Below are 22,642 nucleotides of genomic sequence, written 5' to 3' on the forward strand. Positions count from 1 at the left end.
CATCTCACATAGTGATGGGTATATTTCCGTAAGAACCCTGCTCGACGTGGTAGTCGATGTTTCGGATAGGTTCGCCGGACCATTGCCGGACCATTGCCGGGAACTCGGCTATCCGACCAGCGACGAGAAGGGCAACCCGGCCGGTAAGGAGAGCGACTTCACCGGCGGCACGATCACCTGGAACTCCGCCGATCGCCAGACCACGGCAACCACCAAATAGGCGACCCGCACGGCGCGGCAGCGAGGCATCGTCACGGTGTCGGGGGCCGCGCCGCTGTGTATCGCACGGCGTCCGTGCATAATTCCCCGCTCGGCCGGAACAATCGGTACCTTGTCGGGGTGCAAACTCAGTTGACCGATCGTGAGCTGCTGGAATCGCTCGCGCATGCGGTGGAAGACAATCTCCGGCGCCACACCGAGCTGGCGGAGGTCTGGCAGCCGCACGAGTATGTGCCCTTCGGTGACGGACGCAATTTCGGCTTCCTCGGTGGTGTCGACTGGGATCCGGAACAGGCCACCCTGGGTGAGGTTGCCGCGGTGGCGCTCACTGTGAGCGTGCTGATCGCCGACAATTTGCCGTCGTATCATCGGGAGCTCGGCAAGTACCTGCGCACCGGGCCGTGGTGGCGCTGGGTCGGCCGGTGGACGGCCGAGGAGAACCGGCACGAGATCCTCATCCGCAACTATCTGATGGTGACGCGGGCGGTGGATCCGGTCGAACTCGAGCGCGCGCGGATGGAGCATATGACCACGGGCTTTCGCCGGCCGCCGCTACATCTGCTCGATGTGCTTGCGCTGTGCGCCTTCGAGGAGTCCGCCTCGGCCGTGCGGCATCGCAATATCGCCGCGCTGCAGGAGAATTCGATGGTGTCCGCGATCGCGGATCGGATCGCACTCGACGACGAGTTGCAGTCGGAGTTCTTCGGCAATCTGGTCGCCGCGGCACTGGAGCTGGTGCCGGATCAGACCATGCGGGCGATCGCCGATCGGATCGCCGAGTTCCGGATTCCCGAACTCACCCTGCCCGACGGCCGCAACAGTACCGACGTCTTGGCCGAGGCCGGCATCTACGAACCGAAGCGTGCCGGCGAGCTGGTATTCGCACCCCTGCTGGAACGCTGGAACATCTTCTCGCGCACAGACTTCGGTACCGCCGGCGAGTCGGCACGAGCGGAGATCGACCACCTGCGCGGCTGAGGTCGCGACGGTCGTGGTGTGCCGATGCGCGTACCACGACCGGCAGCCCCGGCCCGTGCGGGTCCACGGTGATCCACGCCGGGTACTGCTCGGCCGCGCGCGCTCAGCGCCTGCGCACCAGATTCCAGATCCCCGCCGCGGTGCCGCGCAGGAAGTTCTCCCAGCTGAAATGGTCGTGCCACAGGGTGATGCGGCCGTCGACGAGTTCGAACGTGCCGCACACCCACAACCCGATTTCCAGCGGGCCCATGCGCAGGTAGTCGGTGCGCTCGGTCAGAACCGTCTCGCCCTCGACCGCGGGCGCGCCGTCGGTCTCGGCGGCGATGTGGTGTATATCGGCGCGGAAACCGAACGCATCACGACTGAGCCCGCGCAGCACCGCACCGACCCGATGGATGCCCCGGATGTCGGGCAGCGACGTGTTCTTCCAGACGATGTCGGGATCCAGCAGATCCAGCGCCTCGTTCACCGCGCTCATTTCCATCGCGGCGAAGAACTCGCGCACCGTGGTCACGGCGTTCTGTTGTAGCTCCGGTAATTCGGCCATAGTCCGACTGTAGGCGTGCGGGAGCGCGGACGGGGGATGATCGCGGTCGTTTCGGCTCGTCGTCCGGTGTTCGGCGAGGTTCAGCCGCGCCGCCGGGCGATCAGCGCGGCCACACCGTCGAGGATGCGCTCGATGCCGTAGCTCAGGGCCGCGTTGCGACCGTCCGCGGGGGTGTCGGCGAAGGCGGCCATGACCTCAGGGTAACGGTCGGCGTGGGCGGCCAGTACCTCGCCGACCTGCCGGGCCATTTCGCTTTCGGCCTGTTCGGGGCCGGTCGACGCGGTCTGCTGCACCAGGCTGCGCACGTGGCCGTTCAGCAGCACCACGGTGTCGAGGCGTTCGGAGCCGTGTAATCCGGTGCCGGCCAGCGGGGCGAGTGCGGCCTCCATCCAGCCCAGTTCGTTCGGGCCGAGCGGTCGCGCACCGGCGGTGAGTTCGATGGTCCACGGATGCGCGCGGTACCGCTCGTACATCGTGGCGGCCCACTGCCGCAGCGCCTCGCGCCAGGGTTCGGGATCCGAGTCGGCGACCGCGACCTGCGGCGGCTGTCCCATCCCGTAGTCCAGCATCAGCGCGGTGAGCTCGGCTTTTCCTGGCACGTACCGGTACAGCGCCATCTTGGCGCAGCCCAGTCGCTCGGCCAGTCGCTGCATCGATACCGCGGCCATCCCGTCGGCGTCGGCCAGCGCGATGGCCTCGGTCACGATGCGTTCCAACGACAGCGACGGCTTGGGGCCACGCCGAGGGCGCTGGGAAGTACCCCACAGCAGTTCATGGGCAGTCGGTCCGGTCATGACGCCATCCTCTCCGAATTCGGGCTTGACGGGTAACTGCGTCCTACATACGCTAATTAGCGTCCGGCAGACACAGTTACTGATCGAGGGGTCATCATGCGGAATACGACAGTTCTCATCTCCGGTGCGAGCATCGCCGGACCGGCGCTGGCCTACTGGTTGCAGCGCTACGGCTTCGCCGTCACCGTCGTCGAGCGGGCGCCCGAATTGCGGGCCGGTGGTCAGGCCGTCGACTTCAAGGGCGCCACCCACCGCGCGGTGCTCGAGCGGATGGGCGTGTGGGAGGAGATCCACCGCCGGCGGACCGGGAAGACCGATATGGTGCTCACCGACGCGGAGGGTCGCGAATTGGCCGTCATGTCAGGCGATTTCACCGGGGGCGATGTCGAGATCCTGCGCGGGGACCTGGCCGAGATCTTCTACGAGCGCGCTGCGGACAGCTGCGAATACCTGTTCGGCGATTCCGTCACCGCGCTGCGGGAGGCGGCCACCGGCGTCGAGGTGGAGTTCGAGAACGCCCCCGCCCGCACCTTCGACCTGGTGGTCGGATGCGACGGTATCCACTCCCGGGTGCGCGCCCTGGCCTTCGGTCCCGAGGCCGACTACGTCAAGCATCTGGGCTACTACTACTGCACCGCCGGTGCGGCCGGTTGGGGCCACGATCCGGACGGGCCGCGGCAGCGCAACCGCTCGCTCGCCTACAACGAACCCGGACGGCTCGCGGTCCGCGGCGGCAACAAAGCCGCGCACATGTACATGTTCGCCGCCGATCGGCTCAGCTACGACCGCCGCGACGAAGCGGCCCAGCGGCGGATGCTGGCCGAGGCCTTCGCCGGAGCCGGGGGACCGGTCCCGGCGATGCTGGCCGAACTGTCGGGACTCGACTCGTTCTATCTGGACTCGATCGGGCAGGTGCGGATGAAGGGCCGCTACACCACGGGGCGGATCGCCCTGGTCGGCGACTCCGCGTACGGAAATACGCTCGGCGGCTTCGGAACCGGGCTCGCGGTGGTCGGCGCCTATGTGCTCGCCGGTGAGCTGGCGCTGGCCGACGGCGACCACACCGCCGCCTTCGCCCGCTACGACGAACTGATGAAGCGCTACGCCAAGATCGCGGGCAACAGCAACGCCGGCCGCTTCCTCGCCCCGCGCACCGCCAGGGGAATCCGGATGCGCAACTGGTTCCTCGGCTCGCGCATGTTCGACTTGATGCTCGAGTACAGCGACAATGCCGCCAACGACATCGAATTGCGCGACTATCCGGCGCTGGTGGTGGCCTGAGCCGCAATTCGCGGATCCGACCTCCCGGCGGCCGGATCCGGAGACCGTGTGCTCAGTCGTGTTCCTCGACCTTCGCCATCGACAGCACGTCCAGCCGGCGGTCGAGCTCCTCCTCCGACAGTTTCTCGCCGATCAGTCCGCGATCGATGACCGTTTCCCGGATCGTCTTGTTCTCGCGCAGTGCCTGTTTGGCCACGGCGGCCGCTTCCTCGTAGCCGATGGCCGAGTTCAGCGGTGTGACGATGGACGGCGAGGACTCCGCGAGCCGGCGCAGCCGTTCGGTATCGGCGGTCAGGCCGGCCACGCACTTGTCGGCGAAGAGGCGAGACACGTTGGCCAGCAACCGAATCGACTCCAGCACGTTGCGGGCCATCATCGGAATGTAGACGTTCAGTTCGAAGGCGCCGTTGCCGCCGCCCCACGCCACCGCGGCATCGTTGCCGATCACCTGGGCGGCGACCTGAGTCACGGCTTCCGGCAGAACGGGATTCACCTTGCCGGGCATGATCGAGGAGCCCGGCTGCAGATCCGGCAGCTGGATTTCCGCGAGCCCGGTGAGCGGTCCGGATCCCATCCAGCGAATATCGTTGGCGATCTTGGTGAGGCTGATGGCGATGGTCCGCAGCGAACCGGAGATCTCGACCAGACCGTCCCGGGCGGCCTGGGCCTCGAAGTGGTTGCGGGCCTCGGACAGTTCGTCGAGCCCGGTCGTCGTGCGCAGTTCCGCAACGACTTTCGCGCCGAACTCGGCGGGGGCGTTGAGTCCGGTGCCGACGGCGGTGCCGCCGATGGGCAGCTCACCGAGGCGCGGCAGCGCGGCGACCAGGCGTTCGGTACCGGCCTCGACCTGGCGGGTGTAGCCGCTGAACTCCTGGCCGAGCGTCACCGGGACGGCGTCCATCAGGTGGGTGCGGCCGGACTTCACCACCGTCCGCCATTCGGTGGCCTTGTCCAGCAGCCGCAGCCGCAGATGATCCAGCGCCGGAAGCAGTTCCTTCACCACGGCCTCGGTGGCGGCCAGATGCGTCGCGGTGGGGAAGGTGTCGTTGGACGACTGGGACATGTTCACGTCGTCGTTCGGGTGCACGGTGACGCCGCGGGCGGCGGCCAGGCTCGCGATCACCTCGTTGGCGTTCATATTCGAGCTGGTGCCGGAGCCGGTCTGGAAGACGTCGATGGGGAACTGGTCGTCGTGGCGACCCTCGGCGATCTCGTTCGCGGCGGCGATGATCGCCTCGGCCTTCACACCGTCGAGCAGCCCCAGATCCCGGTTCACCGCCGCGCACGCGGCCTTCAGCAGGCCGAGGGCGCGGATCTGAGCGCGTTCGAGGGCGCGGCCGCTGATCGGGAAGTTCTCCACCGCCCGCTGCGTCTGCGCCCGCCACAGCGCGTTCACCGGAACGCGGACCTCGCCCATGGTGTCGTGTTCGATGCGGTACTGCGTCTGGTCGTCGGTCATAACTCGACACTAAGCCGGTTGGCGGAGGGAGCGGGCTGCCACGCCTGAGGCGTTTCGCACAGGGATCGGTGGAATACCGGCGGTTCGGTCGGATCGCGGCGCGGCGCGTGCTTTGTCACATGTGCCGGCGGCATCTGCTGATCGATTAGACCTAGCGGCACAGTTCGGCCCCCGCATCGCGCGATCCGGGGGCCGAACTCACTCGCCGAGCGGAGTATCAGGGCAGCGGGGGGATGGCGTCCTCGTCGCCGACGAAGTCGACCGAGGCGTATTCGTGCAACTTGGTGAGGCGGTGGTAGGCGTCGATGATGCGCACGGTCCCGGACTTGGAGCGCATCACGATCGACTGGGTCGAGGCGCCGCCGCTGAAGTACCGCACGCCGCGCAGCAGGTCGCCGTCGGTGACGCCGGTGGCGGAGAAGAAGACGTTCTCACCCGAGACCAGGTCCTCGGTGTTCAGGATGCGGTCGAGGTCATGACCGGCATCGAGCGCCTTCTGCTTCTCGGCGTCGTCGGTGGGAGCCAGCTTGCCCTGCAGCGCACCGCCCATACAGCGCAGCGCGGCCGCGGCGATGATGCCCTCGGGGGTGCCGCCGATGCCGACCAGCATGTCGGTGCCCGACTCGGGACGGGCGCAGGCGATGGCGCCGGCCACGTCGCCGTCGGAGATCAGGCGGATGCGAGCGCCCGCGTCCCGGACCTCCTGGATGTGGCGAGCGTGGCGAGGCCGGTCCAGCACACATACGGTGAGGTCGGAAACCAGCGAATTCTTGGCCTTCGCCACCCGGCGCAGATTCTCCGCAATGGGAACGGAGAGATCGATGACGTCGGCCGCCTCCGGCCCGACCGCGATCTTCTCCATGTAGAACACCGCCGAGGGATCGAACATGGCGCCGCGTTCGGCAACAGCCAGCACCGAGATGGCGCCCGGCGAACCCTTGGACATCAGCGTGGTGCCGTCGATCGGGTCGACCGCGAAGTCGACCTCCGGACCGGTCCCGTCGCCCACGGCCTCGCCGTTGTAGAGCATCGGGGCTTCGTCCTTCTCGCCCTCGCCGATCACGACGGTGCCGCGCATGGAGACGGTGGCCACCAGTTGCCGCATCGCGTCGACGGCCGCACCATCGCCGCCCTCCTTGTCACCGCGGCCGACCCAGCGGCCCGCGGCCATCGCACCGGCCTCGGTCACCCGGACCAACTCCAGTGCGAGGTTGCGGTCCGGGGCCTCGCGGCGGCGACTGGTTGCGGGTGTGGGTGCCGTCATGACGGTGCCTCCTCGAGTTGTGTATTGCTGCGTAAATTGTCGCAGAACGGTCGGATCCGCCATTCAGGTACTGCTGTTCCACTTCGCGGGGGGAGCGTCCGCGCCGGTGAAGGCGGCTGTGATGTCGGCCTCGTGGCCGGAGGGTGAGGCTCGGCGGCTTCGGCCGCGCGTGGATACTTGGGACGTGTCGCAGAAACCACGCATCCTCAACGACTACCGGGATCTGATCTGGTCGCTGATCCCGCTGGTACTGATCTGTGTGGTGCTGGCCGCGGTGGCCAGTCAGTGCAGCTTCTCCGCGCACGGGCCCACGCCCGGTCAGGTGCCGAATTTCGATGTCCAGTCGGCATTGCACGACGACGCCAGGGCGCTGCCCTTCCCGATTCGCGACCCCGCGGTCCCGGCGGACTGGAAGGCCAATTCCGGCAGTCGCGACACTGTGACCGGGGCCGGTGGCGGCACCGTCAGCACGGTCGGTTTCATCACCTCCGACGGCACCTACCTGCAGCTGAGCCAGAGCAATGCCAGCGAGAGCGCGCTGGCCAACCACATCGTCGACACCCGCAGCGCCTCGGGGGCCCGGATGGTGGGCAACCAGAAATGGACCGTCTACCACGTGCAGGGCAGTGAATCGGCCTGGATCTCCGACTTCGGGCAGAGCCGCGTGTTGCTCAAGGGCGCCGCGAACGAGGCGGCCTATCTGACGCTCGCGCAGGCCGTCGGCGCGGCGGCCCCGCTGCAGCCCTGAGAACCGCCGCAGTTCCCCGTGGCTCAGCGGTGGCTCACGACGTTGACCACCGTGCCGTCCGGATCGCGGACGAAGAATCGCCGCACACCCCACGGCTCGTCCCGCAGCGCGTAGACCACCTCGGCTCCGGCGGCGGCCATCGTTTCGTGCGCGGCGTCCACATCGGCGACCTCGACGCTGATATCCGGCTGCGGCTCATCGGCATTCGCGCCGATCAGCAGGATCTGCGCGGTCGGATTGCTCGGTGCGGCCAGCCCGACAGCCCAGCCGAGATCCATCACCTCGTCCAGGCCCAGCGCCCGGTAGAAAGCGCGGGCCCGCTCCATATCGGTGACCCGCAGATCCGGGACGACACGACGGATGTCCATGTTCAGTCCTGCTCTGCGCCGCGCCGCGACAGGGCGTCCTCGACCCGGCGGCGGGCTCCGGCGAGATGTTCCTCGCAGCGGTTGGCCAGCGCCTCGCCGCGTTCCCACAGGGCCAGCGAATCGTCGAGGTCCATTCCGCCCTGTTCGAGCATCTTCACGACGTTGACCAGCTCGTCGCGGGCGCGTTCGTAGCCGAAGGTCGCGATTTCGGCGGCTTCGCTCTCGGTCATGACGACTCCTCCTGTTCGGATGTCGGTGCCAGCCGATCCGTAATCCGCTGGGCCGGTAAGGGATTCGCGAGGGCCTGACTACCCAGCGCCGCGGCGCTGATCGCGCCGTCGGCGACCCGGATGCGCAATTGGGTGCCCGGCGGGGAGTCGGCGACGGTCCGCACGACATGGCGTTCGGTACCGGTAACCCGTTGTACGACAGCGTATCCGCGCGCCATGGTGGCGGCCGGGCCCACCGCGGTGAGCTTGTCGCGCAGATGTCGCGCGGTGGTGGCCTGGGTGGTGAGGCAGTGTTCGACCGCGCGGTGGGCCGCGGTGCGCAGCCGCTCGACCTCGTCGTGGCGCTGGTCCAGAATCCGCAGCGGATCGGCCAGAACCGGGCGCGACCGCAACTGCTGCAGCGCGCGCGCCTCGCGATCGACCCAGCCGCGCAAGGCCGCGGCCGAGCGGGCGCGCAGGTCCCGGACGCCCGCAAGTTCGGCCGCGGCGTCGGGGACCAGGGTTTTGGCCGCGTCGGTCGGGGTGGCCGCGCGCAGATCGGCGACGTAGTCCGAGAGCGGATTGTCCGGCTCGTGCCCGATCGCACTGACGATCGGGGTGGTCGCCGAAACGATGGCGCGGCACAGTGTTTCATCGGAGAACGGCAGCAGATCCTCGACGCTGCCACCACCGCGCGCCAAAACGATCACTTCGACCTCCGGGTGATCGTTCAGCTCGGCGAGCGCGTCGAGTATCTGCGGCACCGCGGTGGGGCCCTGCACGGCGGTATTGCGAATCTCGAAACGCACTGCGGGCCACCGCTGCTGGGCCACGGTCACCACATCGTGTTCGGCGGCACTGGCGCGACCGGTGATCAGGCCGATCACCTTGGGCAGGAACGGTATCGGCCGCTTCAGCCGCGGATCGAACAAACCCTCGGCCGCCAGCAGCGCCTTCAGTCGTTCGATGCGGGCCAGCAGCTCGCCGATGCCGACGGGGCGAATCTCGGTGACGCGCAACGAGATCGTGCCCCGGCCGGTGAAATACGACAGCTTGCCGTAGACCACCACCCGGCTGCCCTCCTGCAGCGGGACGGCCGAGGCGCGCAGCAGTTGCGGATCGCAGGTGATCGACAGCGACATGTCGGCGGCGGTATCGCGCAGCACCAGGAATGCGGTGCGGGTGCCGGGGCGCAGATTGATCTGGGTGATCTGTCCCTCCACCCAGACGCTGCCGAGCCGGTCGATCCACTGCGCGACCTTCATCGCGATGGTGCGCACCGGCCACGGTTGTTCGGCCGAGTTGGCGGGGCGGGCAGCAGAACGCGCCGGCTCCCCGGAGGCTCGGGCCCCGGCGGCCGGCGCGTCGGCGTGTGAGTCGGTCACTTGGCCTGCACGGTGGCGATCCGGTTCGTCAGCATGGTCACGAACGGCGCCCGGTCGAGGGTCTGCTGCTCGTAGGCCAGCAGGTCGGCCAGTTCCTCGACGCTGAGCATGCGCAGCCGGGCCCGCAGCTGAGCCAGCGTCATGTTCGCGTAGTCGTACCGGCCGGCGACCTCGGGTTCGATCACGCCGCGCGGTTGCGCCGGTGCGGACGCCGCGGTGCCGGCGTTCCCTGTTTCGGTGGTGTCCGTGTCCTCGCCGGTCGCCTCGGTGGAGCCCGTTCCCAATTCGGGCGCCTCAGCGGCGGTGCTCTCCGTTTCCGGAGTGCCCGCTTCGGTAGTGTCCGATTCCGCAGTGTGAGATGCGGCATAGCCGTTGGTCGCCGAGGAGGTGACCGATACCGTCGGTTCCGGGACGCCCGCGGCCGGGTCGGATTCGGTGAACAGATCGAAGCGGCTGAGCCGGGCGGCGAAATCGCTGTCGCCGCGCGCGCCGAAATCGCCGCCGCCGAACGGTTGCTCGTCGTCGAGGTCCTCGTCGAATGTGGCCCATTCGGGCTGCTCCACCGGGCGATTGGCCAACCGGTCGAAGACCTCGTCGCCCTTGAGGGCGAGGCTGGTAACGAACTGCTGCACATGCATCGAGGTCTGCAGCAACTGGCTGATCGCGGTGATCGGCAGATGGATTGCCGCACTGGGTAACCGGCGCGTTTCCTCGAAGGCGTACACGGCGGCTCCAGCGGCGACCCGGGCCAGGTAGGGAGGTCGGAACATGTCCCTAGCCTGCCCGAAACGGCCGGTGATGCAAAGAACAGAGTTCACATGTTCCATTGTCCGTGTCCCGTCACGCCGACGCACCCGCCGTCCGCGGTTGGGACGTTCCCCGTCGGCCGGCGCACGTAAGCTGTGGACATGTCCTCGGCTATCCCCCTGAATGTCGGAATCGCCCGGTCGGCCGATGCGGCCGGTGCCGGCGCGGGCAAGCGGGTGCTGCTCGCCGAACCACGCGGCTACTGCGCGGGTGTGGACCGGGCGGTGGAAACCGTGGAGCGCACCCTCGAGAAGCACGGTGCGCCGATCTACGTGCGCAAGGAGATCGTGCACAATCGCCACGTGGTGGAGACCCTGCGCGAGCGCGGCGTGGTCTTCGTCGACGAGACCGACGAGGTGCCCGAGGGTGCGGTGGTGGTCTTCTCCGCACACGGCGTGTCGCCGGCGGTGCACGAGTCCGCGGCCGCCCGCAATCTGCACACCATCGACGCGACCTGCCCGCTGGTGACGAAGGTGCACCAGGAGGCCAAGCGCTTCGCCCGCGACGACTTCGACATTCTGCTCATCGGCCACGAGGGGCACGAGGAGGTCGAGGGCACCGCCGGTGAGGCGCCCGACCACGTGCAGCTGGTCGACGGCCCCGACGCGGTCGACGGCGTCGAGGTGCGCGACGAGAACAAGGTGATCTGGCTGTCGCAGACCACCCTCTCGGTGGACGAGACCATGGAGACGGTGCAGCGGCTACGCAAGCGCTTCCCGAATCTGCAGGATCCGCCCAGCGACGACATCTGCTACGCCACCCAGAACCGCCAGGTCGCGGTGAAGGCGATGGCCCCCGAATGCGATCTGGTGATCGTCGTCGGCTCCCGCAACTCCTCCAACTCCAAGCGGCTGGTGGAGGTCGCCCTGAACGCCGGCGCTCGCGCGTCCTACCTGGTCGACTTCGCCCGCGAGGTCGACCCGGCCTGGTTCGAGGGCGTGCGGACCGTCGGCGTCACCTCCGGTGCCTCGGTCCCCGAGATCCTGGTGCGTGGTGTCCTCGACCTGCTCGCCGAACATGGCTACGGCGAGGTCCAGCCCGTCACCACCGCGAACGAAACCCTGGTCTTCGCCCTCCCGCGCGAACTGCGCACCACCGGCCGCCGCTGAGTGAGCGGGGGCTGCGACGCCCTCGGCCGCACCCTCGAGGCCACTGCTTTTCGTGAGGCCACTGCTTCCCGAGCTCGAACGACGGTGGGGGCGTGCTGTTTTGCGACACCGGTAACGGCGCGCGCCATCGAGACGATGAGTGGGCGTGGGGATTTCGGGGATGACCGCTGCGGGCGCAGCCGTAACCGGTTCGGCGCCCGCGACGTTCGGCTCAGCGATCGCGGTAGCGCACGTTCGGCCGCGGATGCGGGGGCACATCGCCCTGCGGCTGCGGCCGGCCGCGGCGGGGCTGCGGTTCGGCGACTCGCGTGCGTTCCGCGGTTCGGGTGCGCTCACCCGTGCGAGGGTAGGCCGCGGCGGCGGAGACGCGCGGCGGGCGTTCGGCCACCTTGCCGCCGGTGCGGCGCGCCGCGCGGGCGGGTTCCGGCTCCGCGCTGCGCTTGGCCGTCCCGGACCCGCGAGCGGCCGAATCGCCGCGCTGGGGAGTCTTGGCAGCCTTGGTGGCCTCCGCAGCGCGCTTCTGACCCCGGGAGCTACGCCGCAGGTTGTCCCCGGCGCCGACTTCGCTCCGCGTGCGACGCGCACGACCGGCGGCCGAGCGTGGATTCCAGCTGTCGCTGCCACGCGCGCGTTCCCGGCCGGGGCGCGCGGTGGTGTCGGCATTGCGGTACAGCCAGACCCGCAGGGCGCCCACCCCCAGCACCAGGACCGTCGCCAGTGCCATGGTCGGGAATCTGTTCACCAGCGGAATCGCCAGATTCAGCAGAATGTCCTTCACCGAGGTGGAGCTGTGCCCGGTCAGCTGCTGATAGGCCAGCGGGACGGCGATGAACAGCAGTAGCGGCGGAGTCACCATGGTGGTGAACAGGCCGCGATAGCGCACCACGCATGCCGCGATCACACATCCGATGATGTAGAACGCGGCGAACACATGGGTCAGCTCCTTGCCGCTGTTTCCGGAGTCGATGAAGAATCCGATGAAAGTGCACGCCACCGCGATCAGTACCGCGGCGCCGGCGGGGATGCCGGGCACCGACGGGACGATCGAGAGGTGCGAGGCGGGTACATCGGATCGCTCGCGTTGGGTAGCTGCCACGTAAAGCACACTATCTGCCGCGGCCGGAACGTGTGTCGAGGCCGGGCTGCTGCCGGAGTTACTCGTTGGTGTCCGAAAAGCCTACCGCGCGCGGCCACGACTGGACGGGAGCAATTGCCGGTACGGCGCGATCGCCGATATCGAGTTCGTGCAGCCGGCGTGCGGTGACCATCACGCGGGATTCGATCGAGGCCACTGTGTGGTTGAAAGCGTCGACGGCCTTACCGAGTTGGGTGCCGAGCTTGTCGAGATGGTTGCCCGTGGTGGACAGCCGGTTGTACAGCTCCCGGCCCAATTGCTGAACGGTTGCCATATCTCGGGAAAGTGCTTCCTGCCGCCAGCCGAACGCGACGGTGCGCAGTAATGCGATCAAGGTCGTCGGTGTAGCGAGAATCACGTTGCGACCGAAGGCGTACTCGAGAAGTCCGGCATCGGCGGTCAGCGCGGCGTCGAGGAACGGATCGCCGGGGATGAACAGGACCACGAATTCCGGGCTGGGATCGAAGGCCTCCCAATAGGCCTTGCCGGCCAGTTGGTCGACATGCGCCCGCAGGTGTTTGGCGTGCCGGGCCAGATGCTCGGTGCGCCGGCGCGGATCCGTCTCCCCGGTGGCGTCCAGATAGGCCGTCAGCGGCACCTTGGCGTCGACCACCAGTTGGCGGTCACCGGCCAGCCGTACCACCAGGTCGGGGCGGATCAGGCCGTCGCGGCCGTTCGCGGTGACCTGCGTGTCGAAGTCGCAGTGTTTGGCCATCCCCGCCAGTTCGACGACCCGCTCGAGTTGAATTTCACCCCAGCGCCCGCGCACCTGCGGCGCCCGCAGTGCCGACACCAGCTCACCGGTCTGTGTGGACAACTGCTGGGAGATCCGCTGCATCCCCGCGACCTGTTCACGCAGCCCGGAGTAGGCGTTGATGCGATTGTGCTCGACCTGCTGGATGTGCTGGTTCAAACTGCCCAGCGCCTCGCGTAGCGGTTCGACCAGCGTGCCGATGGCCTGCGAATTCTGCCGTGCCGCATCGGCGCTCGCGGCGCCGAGCGAGTGTCGCAGCAGCTGTTCGTTCTCCCGCAGCGCCGCGAGTTGAGCTTCGGCCGCGACCGCCCGCTGCCCCGCCCGGGCGGCATGCCCCAGCCACCCCAGGCCGGCCCCCGCGCAGAACACCAACAACAACGCGAACAGCATCGATGCGGTCATGAGCCCGATAGTGCCCTATCCCACCGACAAGTTCGCGGATCCCGGCAATTCTCCAGCACCACTCGTCGACACGCCGGAGCGATTCAACCTTGTCGGTGAGATGGCTTAGCCTCTTGCCACATGCGGATGCTGCATACCTCGGACTGGCACATCGGGCGCACCTTTCACGGTGTCGACCTGCTGGCCGATCAGGCGCGTGCGCTGGAGGCGGTGGCGGAGCTGGTGGCCGCGCAGCAGGTCGACGTGGTCGTGGTACCGGGTGACGTCTACGACCGGTCGATTCCGAGTGCGGACGCGATAGCGGTGTGCAACAAGGGCTTCGAGGCCATTCGCGCCGCGGGGGCGACGATCGTCGCGACCTCGGGTAATCACGATTCGCCCACGCGGCTGGGCGCCCTGGGCAGCTTCGCCGCGGCGGGCGGACTGCATCTGCGGACGTCGGTGGCGGAGGTCGACCGGCCGGTGCTGCTCGCCGACGAGCACGGAACGATCGCCTGCTACGGCATTCCGTATCTGGAACCCGAAATCACCCGCGCGGAACTGGATGTGCCGCAGGCGCGTTCGCACGCCGAGGTTCTCGATGCCGCGCTGGCCCGTATCCGCGCGGACCGGCAGCGCCGCGGTGATCCGCGAACCGTGGTGCTGGCACACGCCTTCGTGGTCGGCGCCGAGGCGACCGGGTCGGAACGTTCGATCGCGGTGGGCGGGGTGGAGACTGTGCCGCTGAGCGCGTTCGAGGGCATCGACTACGTGGCGCTGGGTCACCTGCATTCGCCGCAGACGTTGTCGGAGTCGGTCCGATATTCCGGCTCACCGTTACCGTATTCGTTCGCCGAGCGTTCGCATCGCAAGGCGGTGTGGATCGTCGATCTGGACGCCGACGGGCTGGCATCGGTGCAGCGGCACGATCTTCCGGTGGTACGGGGCCTGCGGCAGCTGACCGGCGTGCTGGACGAGCTGCTGTCCGCGGCCGAATATGCCGATGCCGAGGACGATTACGTCTCGGCGGTGCTCACCGATCAGGCGCGCCCGGTCGATGCGCTGCGCCGGCTACGCGAACGCTTCCCGCACGCGGTGCACGTGGAATGGACTCGCCCGGAGGCGAATTCGCAGTTGCGTTACCGCGAGCGGGTGCACGGCCGCCGTGACAGCGAGATCGCGCACAGCTTCCTCAGCGATGTGCGCGGTGAACCGACGGCGGGGGAGATGGCGCTGATCGAGCAGGCACTGTCCGCGGCTCGGCGTGAACCCGTCTCCGAAGTGATGGCGGCCTCGGCGGAGCTGTCGGCATGACCGGCGCCCGGGCGGGTGGCGCATGAGGCTGCATCGGCTGGAGCTCACAGCATTCGGGCCGTTCGCCGAGACGGCGCGGGTCGACTTCGACGAGCTCGGCGCCGACGGGCTGTTCCTGCTGCACGGTCATACCGGCGCCGGGAAGACGACGGTGCTCGATGCGATCGCCTTCGCGCTCTACGGCCGAGTGCCGGGAGCCCGCGGCGAGAGCAAACGCCTGCATTCCGACCACGCCGATCCGCAGACCGCGCCCCGGGTGGTGCTGGAGGCGACGCTCGGCGGCCGCCGGTTGCGCCTGACCAGGTCGCCGGAGTTCGAGCGGCCGAAGAAGCGCGGCACCGGTATGCGGACCGAACAGGCCGCGGCGACACTGGAATGGCTCGACGGGCGCGGACAACATCTGTCCCGCATCCCCGATATCGGCGACGAGGTGAGCCGGCTGCTGGGGATGAGCGCCGATCAGTTCTTCCAGGTGGTGCTGCTTCCGCAGGGCGATTTCGCGCGGTTCCTGCGCTCGGACAACGAAGATCGGGAGAAGCTGCTCGAGCGGCTGTTCGACACCGAACGCTTCGGCACCGCCGAACAGTGGCTGGCCCAGCGGCGACGCGAAAGCGCCGCACAACTGGACAATCACCGCCAGAGTGTCGACCGCTTGATCGCTCAGGTCGCCATCACCGCCGGCCTGGGCGCGAGCGAAGCCGTCGGGCCGCTCGAGGCCGTGGAATGGTCACAGCAGCTCCTTTCGCAGGCTCGCACCCAGGCCGCGCGCTTTGCGGCGGATTTGGCTCGCTGCCAAGAGGATTCGGCGCGGCGGCATACCGCGGCCGAGGAACACCGCCGGGTTCAGGAGCGTCGCGAGCGCGCCGCGATCGCCCGCCGCCAACTCGACGATTACACCGCCGGCGCGCCCCACCGCGATCGCATGCAGGCCGATCTGGACCGCGCCCGCCGCGTCGAACCGGTGGCGGCCGCACTCGCCGACGCCCGCACGGCCGCTGTCACCCTGCGCCGCCGCACCGACGAAGCCCGCGACTTGGCCAAACGCCTGGCCGTCCGCTTGCTCGAACCCGAATCCGCAGAGCTTCCCGGAACAACGTGGGCCGCAGCCGATCTCGCCGCCGCCGAATTGGCGGATACCGATATGGCCGAGGAACTTTCGGCGATTCCGGATGTCGGTCGCGCCGCCGCCGCCGAATCGACCGACGACGCAATGTTGTTCGCAATTTCCGAGCCCCCGCCGGAGGACCCCGGTGCGGTGGATGAACCGATCGAATTGGAGTTGTTCTCCATCGACCTCGTCCGGCCCGCGACGGCGTCGGAGTCGCGCGGTAACCGGACCCGCTCCGATGCGGGCGCGCAGAACCAGCCGGACCGTTCGGGCGGGCAGAAGGTTGCCGGCGCGCTCGACGACTCGGGCGCCGATGCGGCGGGAGCTGCCGTCGCAGCCGAGGCCGGGACGCCTGATACCTCGACCGGCGCAATGGGTGGGTGCGCGAACCCGCGCCCGGCGGAAGACAGCCCGCGCCCGGCGGACGACAGGCACCCCGCGACCCCGCGCGGTCTCGACGCCGCGGTACAACGGTGGTCCGCGCACATCGGCTCCCTGGAGGAGGTTCGCGCGCACGCCGAGTCGGCAGTCCGCGTGACCGCCGAATTGACCGGGCTGCGAACGGAATACGCCACCGTATCGCGCGAGCTGGAACAGCTGTCGCAGCGCAGGGAGCAGTTGCCGCAGGCCATTCGATCGGCCGAGGTGGCGCTACGGGAGGCAGCGGACGCGAAGGCCGCGCTGCCGGGTCTGGAACGCGAATGCGAGCGAACGCGCGCCGCCGCGGAGGCGGCGGTCGAGCTCGTCGGCACGCGGAAGGAATTGGCCACAGCGACCGAGGAATTCGAGCGGGCCCGGGTGGCCCATACCGATGCGCGCGAGCGCACCCTCGATCTTCGCGAACGCCGCCTCGCCGGGATGGCGGCGGAGCTGGCGGGTGCACTCGTCGAGGGACAACCGTGCAACGTATGCGGTTCCGCCGACCATCCGGCCCCCGCTCGGCCCACCGCCGTCACCGTCGCGAAATCCGACGAGGACGCGGCGGTACAGGCCGAACGCGACGCCGAACAACGACGCGACCGCGCTCTCACCCGCCGCACGGAACTGGAACGCCGGATCGAACTGCTCATGGAGCGCGGCGGCAACGGCGACCACGCGGAATTGGCCGCCGCCGTGAACGTAGCGACCGAGCAGTTCCGCTCCGCTCGGCAGCAGGCGAGCGTTGCCGCCGATCGCAGCGCCGAGGTGGAGCGGCTGCGCACCGCCGAAACCGAACTGCACCGCCGCCTCCGAGAACTCGAAAGCCGATCCAGCGCAGCGCAGGAACGCATTCTGGCCGCCGACCGTCGGCTGGCCGAACTGACGGATCGAGTCCGGGTGGTGGCTGGAGCTGACGGCACGGTCGAGCGCCGCCGTGCCCGGCTGGAAGCGCTCATCGCCGACGCCACGGATTTGCTCACCGCCCGCACCGACGCCGCCGTCGCCGACGACCAGTTCGCCGACCTCGCCCGCCGCGTCGAACAGACCGCCCGCGCCGCCGACCTGCCGGCAGCTCCGGAGCCCGAGCGTCCCGCGTCCGGCGCGCCCGACCAGGCAGTGCTCGCGGCCTACGCGAAAGTCGTTGCGGCCGCGACCCGTACACCGCAGCAGCAGAAGGAGATGGAGGCCGAGCTCGTCGCCGCCGACCGTCGTCGTGCCCACGCCGAAGCGGTTCTGGCCGAACCCGAGGTCCGAGCAGCGGCTGACGCCGAAGCGGTGGACCTCACCGAGGTCGAGGCGGCCGTGGCCGAGGCCCGCCGCGCGCTGGACGCCGCGGTCGCCGCGCACGCCGAAAGCACCCGCCGCGTGGCCCAACTCGAGGAACTCGGCAGTCAGCTGTGGGCCGCGGCCGACCGTATCGCGCCCCTGCAGCAGGCGCATACCGAACTCGAGGGGCTGGCCGACGTGGTCGCGGGCCGCGGTGCCAACAACCGCCGTATGTCCCTGCGCTCCTATGTGCTCGCCGCGCGACTGGAGGAGGTCGCCATCGCCGGCTCGGCACGCCTGCGACGGATGTCCGGTGGTCGGTACGAATTCGTCCATTCCGATGCGGCCGGCCCGCGCGGCCGCCGCGGCGGCCTCGGCCTGGACATCCGCGACGACTACACCGGCGCGGTCCGTCCCGCGAAAACCCTGTCCGGTGGTGAAACGTTCATGGCCTCGCTGTCCCTGGCGCTCGGCCTCGCGGATGTGGTCGCGGCGGAATCCGGCGGCCTGGTACTGGACACCCTGTTCATCGATGAGGGATTCGGCAGCCTCGACGCCGACACCCTCGACGCCGTGATGGGTGTACTGGACGAATTGCGTTCCGGGGGGCGGGTTGTCGGCGTGGTCAGCCATGTCGACGAGATGCGACAGCGCATCCCCAGCCGGCTCCACGTCATCCGGGAACCGACCGGCTCTCGCCTGCGTACGATCGTCGCCTGATCACCGGCGGCGCAATCGGCTCCCTGATTCGCGCAGCGCCAGGAGTTCCGCGCCGTGTGGGTCGGGCACGGTGGCCGAGCTCGGGAAGTCGAACCGCCGCACCTGCCGGTCCGTTCCGAACGGCGCCCAACCCGGGTCGCCGTGCGTCGCGAAATCCACCCAGGCCCGGTGGATGTCGTCGGCCAGTGGTTGTGGCGGGTTCGGTCCGGTCAGCGGATGCGCCTCGGAGAGTTTGTCGAAGACGAACGGGATCTCCAGCACGTGACAGGCGCCCAGATCGGGAACCCCACTGCGCCAGCCGAATTCGTACACGTGCGTCGGCGCGCCGGCGGCCGCGTTGGCCGCCGCGATGCGCATCGAATCGTCGCGGAAGACCACGTCGGTGATCACGGCCGCGAACAGATCGGCGGGGGTGGCCTGCGGCCGATGCTCGGCATACACCTCCACCACGGCGGGGTCGACGCCGTAGCGGGACAGCACCGGCCCCAGCGTGTCGTCGGTGAGCGTGGCCGCGATGCCGGTCGGAAAGGTGAAGAACCGGAATTCCTCGGCCGTCCAGCCGATGAGCAACGGCACCGCGTGGGCGGTGGAGCGGTCCAGCACATCGATCGGCCGGTCCTCGATGAGTTCATCGTCGATCACCGGGAAGAAACTCAGGATCCCGAGACCGTTGTCGATGATCGTGCGGCCCCACCGATTCGGGTCGGGATTCGTGATCAACTCCAGCGCCACCGCGTCCTGTGCGGTCCGCAGCCGGTCCGGTCCGAGCTCGCCGAAGGCCGCCGCCGTCGGCTCGATTCCCAGTGTGCGAGCGAGATTTTCGGCGACCTTGACCGCGTCGTCGGCCGCGGCGACCGCGGAGCCGTTGCCGCTCTGCACGATCGCGCGACGAAACAGGCCCCGGGCCGGCGTGGCGGTCAGCAGATCGACCACGCTCATCCCGCCCGCCGATTCACCGAAGACGGTCACATTATCGGGATCCCCGCCGAACGCCGCGATATTGTCGCGCACCCAGCGCAGCGCGAAGATCTGGTCGTGCAGCCCGCGGTTGAGCGGTGCGCCGGGCACGGCGGCGAAGCCGGAGATCCCGAGCCGGTAGTTGATCGACACCACGACGACCCCGTCGCGGGCGAAGGTACTTCCGTCGTACATGGTCCGGGCGTTCGAGCCGCGGGTGAAGGCCCCGCCGTGAATCCAGACCATGACCGGCAGGCCGGAGCCGCCGACCTCGGGTGTCCACACGTTCAGGTTCAGATACTCGTCCCCCGGCAACCCGTCGCTGCCGATCAGGGCGTGGATCGGCGCGGGATACCGCGACTGGACACAGGTCGCCCCGTAGGTCAGCGCATCGCGCACGCCATCCCACTCCGGAACCGGCCGCGGCAGATCGAACCGGGCGGGACCGACGGGGGCGGCCGCATAGGGGATGCCGAGGAATGTGCTCACCGCGTTCTCGGTGTTGCCCCGGACCTTGCCACCTGTGACCGACACGATCGTTTCCACACAGAACTCCTTCGTCGTTCCGCATTCTGCCCGGCGAAGCGACGGTTCGACACGAGTTCGGCGCGCCGGATCCGGGAGACCGGGCGCTCAGCGGCTGGGGTGGGCGCTGTCCTTCGCCGCCCGCTCGTGGGCGAGCAGCCAGCGTTTACAGCCCAACCCCCAGCGGAAGCCGCCGAGCGAGCCGTCGGTCCGCAGAATCCGGTGGCACGGAACGAAGAGGGCGGCGGCATTGCGCGCGCAGGCGTTGGCGGCGGCGCGAATGGCCTCCGGACGGCCGGACCGGAGGGCGAAGGCGGTGTAGGTGATCGGCGTGCCGGCCGGCACCGCTCGCAGGACCGACCAGGCGTGCTCGAGGAACGGACCGGACACCTGCCGGACCGCCACTCCGTCGATGGCGTCCAGTTCGCCCTGGTGATACCGCTCGACGGTGTCGGTGAGCTCGTCGAGCGCGTCGTAGCGGCGCAGCGCGTCCGGCCGCAGCCGCGGATGGACGAGACCGCGCAGACCTTCCGCGTCGGCGGTCCAGCCGGAGGCCAGGACCGCGCCGTCGGCATCGGCGATGACCGTGAACGGCCCGATCGGGGTCGGGACGGTCGCGTAATCGGCGGTGCTCATCGCCGTGCGCCCAGATAGGCCGCGCGACGGCCGGCCTCGGCGGCCGCGACTCCGGTGCGCGCGTCGCCACGACGGTCGAGCGTGGTGCGCGCGGGTGCGGGCCGGGTGGCGTCGTCGCGGCCGGCGGGGTATCCACCGTTGCGTGCGAGGGCGGCTCGCGCGGTCGCGGCGCCGGCCACCGCGGTGCGTTCGGAGAGCGCGCGCTTCCACAGATGCATCGACAGATACGACCGCCACGGCGCCCATCGCGACGTATCGGTGAGGTCGATGCCGTAGTGGGCCGCGCCCTGCCGGACCACGAGATCGGTGTGCAGCAGGATGTCGGGGTCGGCGAGCAGGCGCATCGTCACGTAGTCGGCCGTCCACGGGCCGACCCCGTCGAGGGCGAGCAGATCGCGGCGGACGTCGGCGGCGGTCCGGCCGGCATGCAGACGCAGGTCGCCCGAGGCGAGGGCACGCGCGGCGCCCACGATCGAGGCGGTCCGCCGGGCCGGTCCGGTCAGTACGTCGGCGCCCCGTTCAGCGATGGCTTCGGCGGTGGGGAACAGGCGCGGCATCGGGCCGTTGACGTTCTCACCCAGTGCGTCGACCAGGCGGGCAGTGTGCGTGGTCGCCGCCGACACCGAGATCTGCTGTCCGATCATGGTGCGCAGCAACAACTCCGAGCCGTCCAGGCAGCCCGGCACGCGGATGCCCGCGCCGATAGTCGGCGTCCCGGCCGCGAAGCCCTCGGTGAGTGCGGCATCGATCCCGACCGGATCGGCGTCCAGGTCGAGCAGGTGGCGGATCCGCGCGACGGTCGGCGCCAGATCGCGCATATCGTGCAGCGCCAGGCTCGCCCGCACATGGCCGGGGTGGATACTCGCGCGCACGGTGGCATGCCCGTGCGGAGTGCGCAGACTGCGTGTGTAGACGCCGTCCTCCCAGCTCTCCAGCCCGGGGACCGCATGCGCGGAGAGGAACCATTCGAGCCAGCTCGCGTCGAGCGGTTCGCGATAGGGCAGGCGCAGGGTGAGGACACCGTTGGTGGCGGGCAGTGCGTCGCCGCGCAGCCGCCGCGCCTCCTCGCGCAACACCGTCGGACTCACCACGAACACCTCGCGCACGGTGTCGTTGAACTGCCGGATGCTGGCGAAGCCGGCCGCGAAGGCGATGTCGGACATGGGCATTCGCGTGGTCTGGATGAGCAGCCGGGCGGTGTGAGCGCGATGGGCGCGAGCCAGGGCGAGCGGACCGGCGCCGAGTTCGGCGGTGAGTACCCGGGTCAGTTGCCGCTGCGAATAGCCGAGCTGGTCGGCCAGGCCGGGGACGCCGCTGCGTTCGATCACTCCGTCGGCGATCAGTCGCATCGCCCGCGCGGCCAGATCGGCGCGGGTGTTCCACAGTGGCGAGCCGGGCGCGGCATCGGGCAGGCACCGGCGGCAGGCGCGAAACCCGTTCTGCTGCGCGGCGGCCGCGGTGGGGAGGAACGTGACATTCGTACGCTTCGGAGTGATAGCAGGACACGATGGCCGACAGTAGATTCCGGTGGTGCGCACCGCCGTGACGAATTGCCCGTCGAAACGGGCATCGCGGGTGGCCACCGCTCGATAACAGCGCTCGAAGTCCAGACCGTTCACACTCACGCAGTCCACCTTGTCAGCCCGAGGCCGCCTGCGCTAGCGGGAATCAGACAACTACCCCGGATGGTCAACGTTTCAAGAACATAGCTGTCGGCTATTGATAGTCCGTTTGGTGAGAGCAGCTGGGTATAACCGCCGCAAAGGGCCTATTCCGCAGCGTCGCAAGGGTTTCGGGTCGGCTGGAGCGGGCGGGTGCGGGGTGATCGGTTGGTTGCAGATCACACGCGAACGTCCCGGCCACCGGGGCCGCGTGCCGGCGGCCGGACCGCACCGGAACCGGCCGCCTCGCCATCGGGTGCGGCCACCGCGACGAGCCGGATGCCGGGAACCGCTTCCGGCTGCCACGTCGATCGGCTCGGCCGCCGCCGATCAGCTGCCTGAGCGAGCTCAGCAGCACCGGGTCCCGGGGTTGCGATCGGCCGCCGCGTGCCGCTCGCGCCAGTATTCGCTCTCGGTCGGAATCGGCCGGCCGGGATGCCGGCGTCGCAGGTGTTCCACATATCGCGGGTAGTCCTGCCCGCCGAGCACCGCGTTCATATAGCGGGCTCCCGCCCGGACCGCACGCAGCGGCGCCCGTAGCACAGTGCCGGTCCGCCGGTGCGTCTTCGCCGCATCTGTGCCGGCGGATGGACTCGG

Annotated in this window: 21 protein-coding genes; 7 read left to right on the plus strand and 14 right to left on the minus strand. The window is 69.3% G+C overall.

Translation table 11 applies throughout. The features are described from left to right. The first annotated feature begins 46 nt into the window (after positions 1 to 46). Both C5E41_RS12470 and C5E41_RS12475 read left to right on the plus strand, forming a co-directional pair. Positions 47 to 220, plus strand: a complete 174-nt coding sequence (locus tag C5E41_RS12470) for an LGFP repeat-containing protein (RefSeq protein WP_258080921.1) — start codon at positions 47 to 49, stop codon at positions 218 to 220. Positions 221 to 339: 119 nt separating this feature from the next. Then, positions 340 to 1,197: an acyl-ACP desaturase gene (locus tag C5E41_RS12475; protein ID WP_104375985.1), complete on the plus strand. Its 858-nt coding sequence runs from the start codon at positions 340 to 342 to the stop codon at positions 1,195 to 1,197. 103 nt (positions 1,198 to 1,300) lie between these two features. Here the strand turns inward: C5E41_RS12475 and C5E41_RS12480 are convergent, their stop codons facing one another. Both C5E41_RS12480 and C5E41_RS12485 read right to left on the minus strand, forming a co-directional pair. Continuing rightward, a complete protein-coding gene (locus C5E41_RS12480) occupies positions 1,301 to 1,744 on the minus strand; it encodes a limonene-1,2-epoxide hydrolase family protein (protein ID WP_104375986.1) in 444 nt (147 codons plus the stop codon). 80 nt (positions 1,745 to 1,824) lie between these two features. After that, complete coding sequence (locus C5E41_RS12485) at positions 1,825 to 2,538, minus strand: TetR/AcrR family transcriptional regulator (RefSeq protein ID WP_104375987.1); 714 nt, start codon at positions 2,536 to 2,538, stop codon at positions 1,825 to 1,827. 96 nt (positions 2,539 to 2,634) lie between these two features. On the opposite strand from C5E41_RS12485, the gene C5E41_RS12490 reads away from it, so the two are divergent. Beyond that, on the plus strand, positions 2,635 to 3,819 hold the full coding sequence (locus C5E41_RS12490) for an FAD-dependent monooxygenase (protein ID WP_104375988.1): 1,185 nt from the start codon (positions 2,635 to 2,637) through the stop codon (positions 3,817 to 3,819). A 52-nt stretch (positions 3,820 to 3,871) separates the two neighbouring features. Here C5E41_RS12490 and C5E41_RS12495 read toward each other — a convergent pair whose 3' ends face one another. Both C5E41_RS12495 and glpX read right to left on the minus strand, forming a co-directional pair. Next, complete coding sequence (locus tag C5E41_RS12495) at positions 3,872 to 5,278, minus strand: class II fumarate hydratase (RefSeq protein WP_104375989.1); 1,407 nt, start codon at positions 5,276 to 5,278, stop codon at positions 3,872 to 3,874. Positions 5,279 to 5,495: 217 nt separating this feature from the next. Then, positions 5,496 to 6,542: a class II fructose-bisphosphatase gene (gene glpX, locus C5E41_RS12500; protein ID WP_104375990.1), complete on the minus strand. Its 1,047-nt coding sequence runs from the start codon at positions 6,540 to 6,542 to the stop codon at positions 5,496 to 5,498. A 184-nt stretch (positions 6,543 to 6,726) separates the two neighbouring features. On the opposite strand from glpX, the gene C5E41_RS12505 reads away from it, so the two are divergent. After that, a complete protein-coding gene (locus tag C5E41_RS12505) occupies positions 6,727 to 7,290 on the plus strand; it encodes a DUF4245 domain-containing protein (protein ID WP_258080922.1) in 564 nt (187 codons plus the stop codon). 23 nt (positions 7,291 to 7,313) lie between these two features. Here the strand turns inward: C5E41_RS12505 and C5E41_RS12510 are convergent, their stop codons facing one another. The 4 genes from C5E41_RS12510 to C5E41_RS12525 all read right to left on the minus strand — a co-directional run bounded on the left by C5E41_RS12510 (position 7,314) and on the right by C5E41_RS12525 (position 10,022). Next, positions 7,314 to 7,658: a VOC family protein gene (locus C5E41_RS12510; RefSeq protein WP_104375992.1), complete on the minus strand. Its 345-nt coding sequence runs from the start codon at positions 7,656 to 7,658 to the stop codon at positions 7,314 to 7,316. Positions 7,659 to 7,660: 2 nt separating this feature from the next. After that, positions 7,661 to 7,888 carry an exodeoxyribonuclease VII small subunit gene (locus C5E41_RS12515; protein WP_104375993.1) on the minus strand — a complete coding sequence of 76 codons (228 nt, stop codon included), beginning with the start codon at positions 7,886 to 7,888 and terminating at the stop codon, positions 7,661 to 7,663. Next, on the minus strand, positions 7,885 to 9,132 hold the full coding sequence (xseA, locus tag C5E41_RS12520) for an exodeoxyribonuclease VII large subunit (protein ID WP_439956419.1): 1,248 nt from the start codon (positions 9,130 to 9,132) through the stop codon (positions 7,885 to 7,887). Before xseA ends, C5E41_RS12515 begins: the two co-directional genes overlap by 4 nt. Before the next feature lie 116 nt (positions 9,133 to 9,248). Next, complete coding sequence (locus tag C5E41_RS12525) at positions 9,249 to 10,022, minus strand: lipid droplet-associated protein (RefSeq protein WP_104375995.1); 774 nt, start codon at positions 10,020 to 10,022, stop codon at positions 9,249 to 9,251. Between the two features lie 138 nt (positions 10,023 to 10,160). Between C5E41_RS12525 and C5E41_RS12530 the strand changes: the two genes are divergently transcribed. Continuing rightward, positions 10,161 to 11,168: a 4-hydroxy-3-methylbut-2-enyl diphosphate reductase gene (locus tag C5E41_RS12530; protein ID WP_104375996.1), complete on the plus strand. Its 1,008-nt coding sequence runs from the start codon at positions 10,161 to 10,163 to the stop codon at positions 11,166 to 11,168. A 211-nt stretch (positions 11,169 to 11,379) separates the two neighbouring features. On the opposite strand, the gene C5E41_RS12535 is transcribed toward C5E41_RS12530, so the two are convergent. Together C5E41_RS12535 and C5E41_RS12540 are read right to left on the minus strand one after the other, a co-directional pair. Continuing rightward, entirely contained in the window at positions 11,380 to 12,264 is an 885-nt protein-coding gene (locus tag C5E41_RS12535) for a DUF6542 domain-containing protein (protein WP_104375997.1), read from the minus strand. Between the two features lie 58 nt (positions 12,265 to 12,322). Further along, a complete protein-coding gene (locus tag C5E41_RS12540) occupies positions 12,323 to 13,459 on the minus strand; it encodes a DNA recombination protein RmuC (protein WP_104375998.1) in 1,137 nt (378 codons plus the stop codon). A 120-nt stretch (positions 13,460 to 13,579) separates the two neighbouring features. Here C5E41_RS12540 and C5E41_RS12545 point away from each other — a divergent pair, with 120 nt between their 5' ends. Then, complete coding sequence (locus C5E41_RS12545) at positions 13,580 to 14,752, plus strand: exonuclease SbcCD subunit D (protein WP_104375999.1); 1,173 nt, start codon at positions 13,580 to 13,582, stop codon at positions 14,750 to 14,752. A gap of 22 nt (positions 14,753 to 14,774) precedes the next feature. Then, positions 14,775 to 18,266 carry an AAA family ATPase gene (locus C5E41_RS12550; protein ID WP_104376000.1) on the plus strand — a complete coding sequence of 1,164 codons (3,492 nt, stop codon included), beginning with the start codon at positions 14,775 to 14,777 and terminating at the stop codon, positions 18,264 to 18,266. Here C5E41_RS12550 and C5E41_RS12555 read toward each other — a convergent pair whose 3' ends face one another. The 4 genes from C5E41_RS12555 to C5E41_RS35040 all read right to left on the minus strand — a co-directional run bounded on the left by C5E41_RS12555 (position 18,267) and on the right by C5E41_RS35040 (position 22,573). Continuing rightward, positions 18,267 to 19,769 (minus strand): carboxylesterase/lipase family protein, encoded by a 1,503-nt coding sequence (locus tag C5E41_RS12555; protein WP_104376001.1) that lies wholly within the window; start codon positions 19,767 to 19,769, stop codon positions 18,267 to 18,269. An 87-nt stretch (positions 19,770 to 19,856) separates the two neighbouring features. Further along, positions 19,857 to 20,384: a methylated-DNA--[protein]-cysteine S-methyltransferase gene (locus C5E41_RS12560; protein WP_104376002.1), complete on the minus strand. Its 528-nt coding sequence runs from the start codon at positions 20,382 to 20,384 to the stop codon at positions 19,857 to 19,859. Next, the gene (locus C5E41_RS12565; RefSeq protein ID WP_104376003.1) at positions 20,381 to 22,018 is read right to left on the minus strand and encodes a DNA-3-methyladenine glycosylase 2 family protein; all 1,638 of its coding nucleotides are present in this window, start codon (positions 22,016 to 22,018) and stop codon (positions 20,381 to 20,383) included. Before C5E41_RS12565 ends, C5E41_RS12560 begins: the two co-directional genes overlap by 4 nt. A gap of 375 nt (positions 22,019 to 22,393) precedes the next feature. Further along, positions 22,394 to 22,573 carry a YbdD/YjiX family protein gene (locus tag C5E41_RS35040; RefSeq protein ID WP_258080945.1) on the minus strand — a complete coding sequence of 60 codons (180 nt, stop codon included), beginning with the start codon at positions 22,571 to 22,573 and terminating at the stop codon, positions 22,394 to 22,396. Positions 22,574 to 22,642 lie beyond the last annotated feature (69 nt).

Source organism: Nocardia nova, assembly GCF_002933465.1.
Lineage (GTDB): Bacteria > Actinomycetota > Actinomycetes > Mycobacteriales > Mycobacteriaceae > Nocardia > Nocardia nova_B.

Bases quoted from the DNA above. Each gene is read 5' to 3' on its own strand.
- C5E41_RS12490 (WP_104375988.1), top strand. From the start codon at position 2,635: ATGCGGAATACGACAGTTCTCATCTCCGGTGCGAGCATCGCCGGACCG.
- C5E41_RS12545 (WP_104375999.1), top strand. From the start codon at position 13,580: ATGCGGATGCTGCATACCTCGGACTGGCACATCGGGCGCACCTTTCAC.
- glpX (WP_104375990.1), bottom strand. From the start codon at position 6,542: ATGACGGCACCCACACCCGCAACCAGTCGCCGCCGCGAGGCCCCGGAC.
- C5E41_RS12515 (WP_104375993.1), bottom strand. From the start codon at position 7,888: ATGACCGAGAGCGAAGCCGCCGAAATCGCGACCTTCGGCTACGAACGC.
- C5E41_RS12480 (WP_104375986.1), bottom strand. From the start codon at position 1,744: ATGGCCGAATTACCGGAGCTACAACAGAACGCCGTGACCACGGTGCGC.
- C5E41_RS12550 (WP_104376000.1), top strand. From the start codon at position 14,775: ATGAGGCTGCATCGGCTGGAGCTCACAGCATTCGGGCCGTTCGCCGAG.
- C5E41_RS12495 (WP_104375989.1), bottom strand. From the start codon at position 5,278: ATGACCGACGACCAGACGCAGTACCGCATCGAACACGACACCATGGGC.
- C5E41_RS12540 (WP_104375998.1), bottom strand. From the start codon at position 13,459: ATGACCGCATCGATGCTGTTCGCGTTGTTGTTGGTGTTCTGCGCGGGG.
- C5E41_RS12485 (WP_104375987.1), bottom strand. From the start codon at position 2,538: ATGACCGGACCGACTGCCCATGAACTGCTGTGGGGTACTTCCCAGCGC.
- C5E41_RS12525 (WP_104375995.1), bottom strand. From the start codon at position 10,022: ATGTTCCGACCTCCCTACCTGGCCCGGGTCGCCGCTGGAGCCGCCGTG.
- C5E41_RS12530 (WP_104375996.1), top strand. From the start codon at position 10,161: ATGTCCTCGGCTATCCCCCTGAATGTCGGAATCGCCCGGTCGGCCGAT.
- C5E41_RS12510 (WP_104375992.1), bottom strand. From the start codon at position 7,658: ATGGACATCCGTCGTGTCGTCCCGGATCTGCGGGTCACCGATATGGAG.
- C5E41_RS12560 (WP_104376002.1), bottom strand. From the start codon at position 20,384: ATGAGCACCGCCGATTACGCGACCGTCCCGACCCCGATCGGGCCGTTC.
- xseA (WP_439956419.1), bottom strand. From the start codon at position 9,132: ATGAAGGTCGCGCAGTGGATCGACCGGCTCGGCAGCGTCTGGGTGGAG.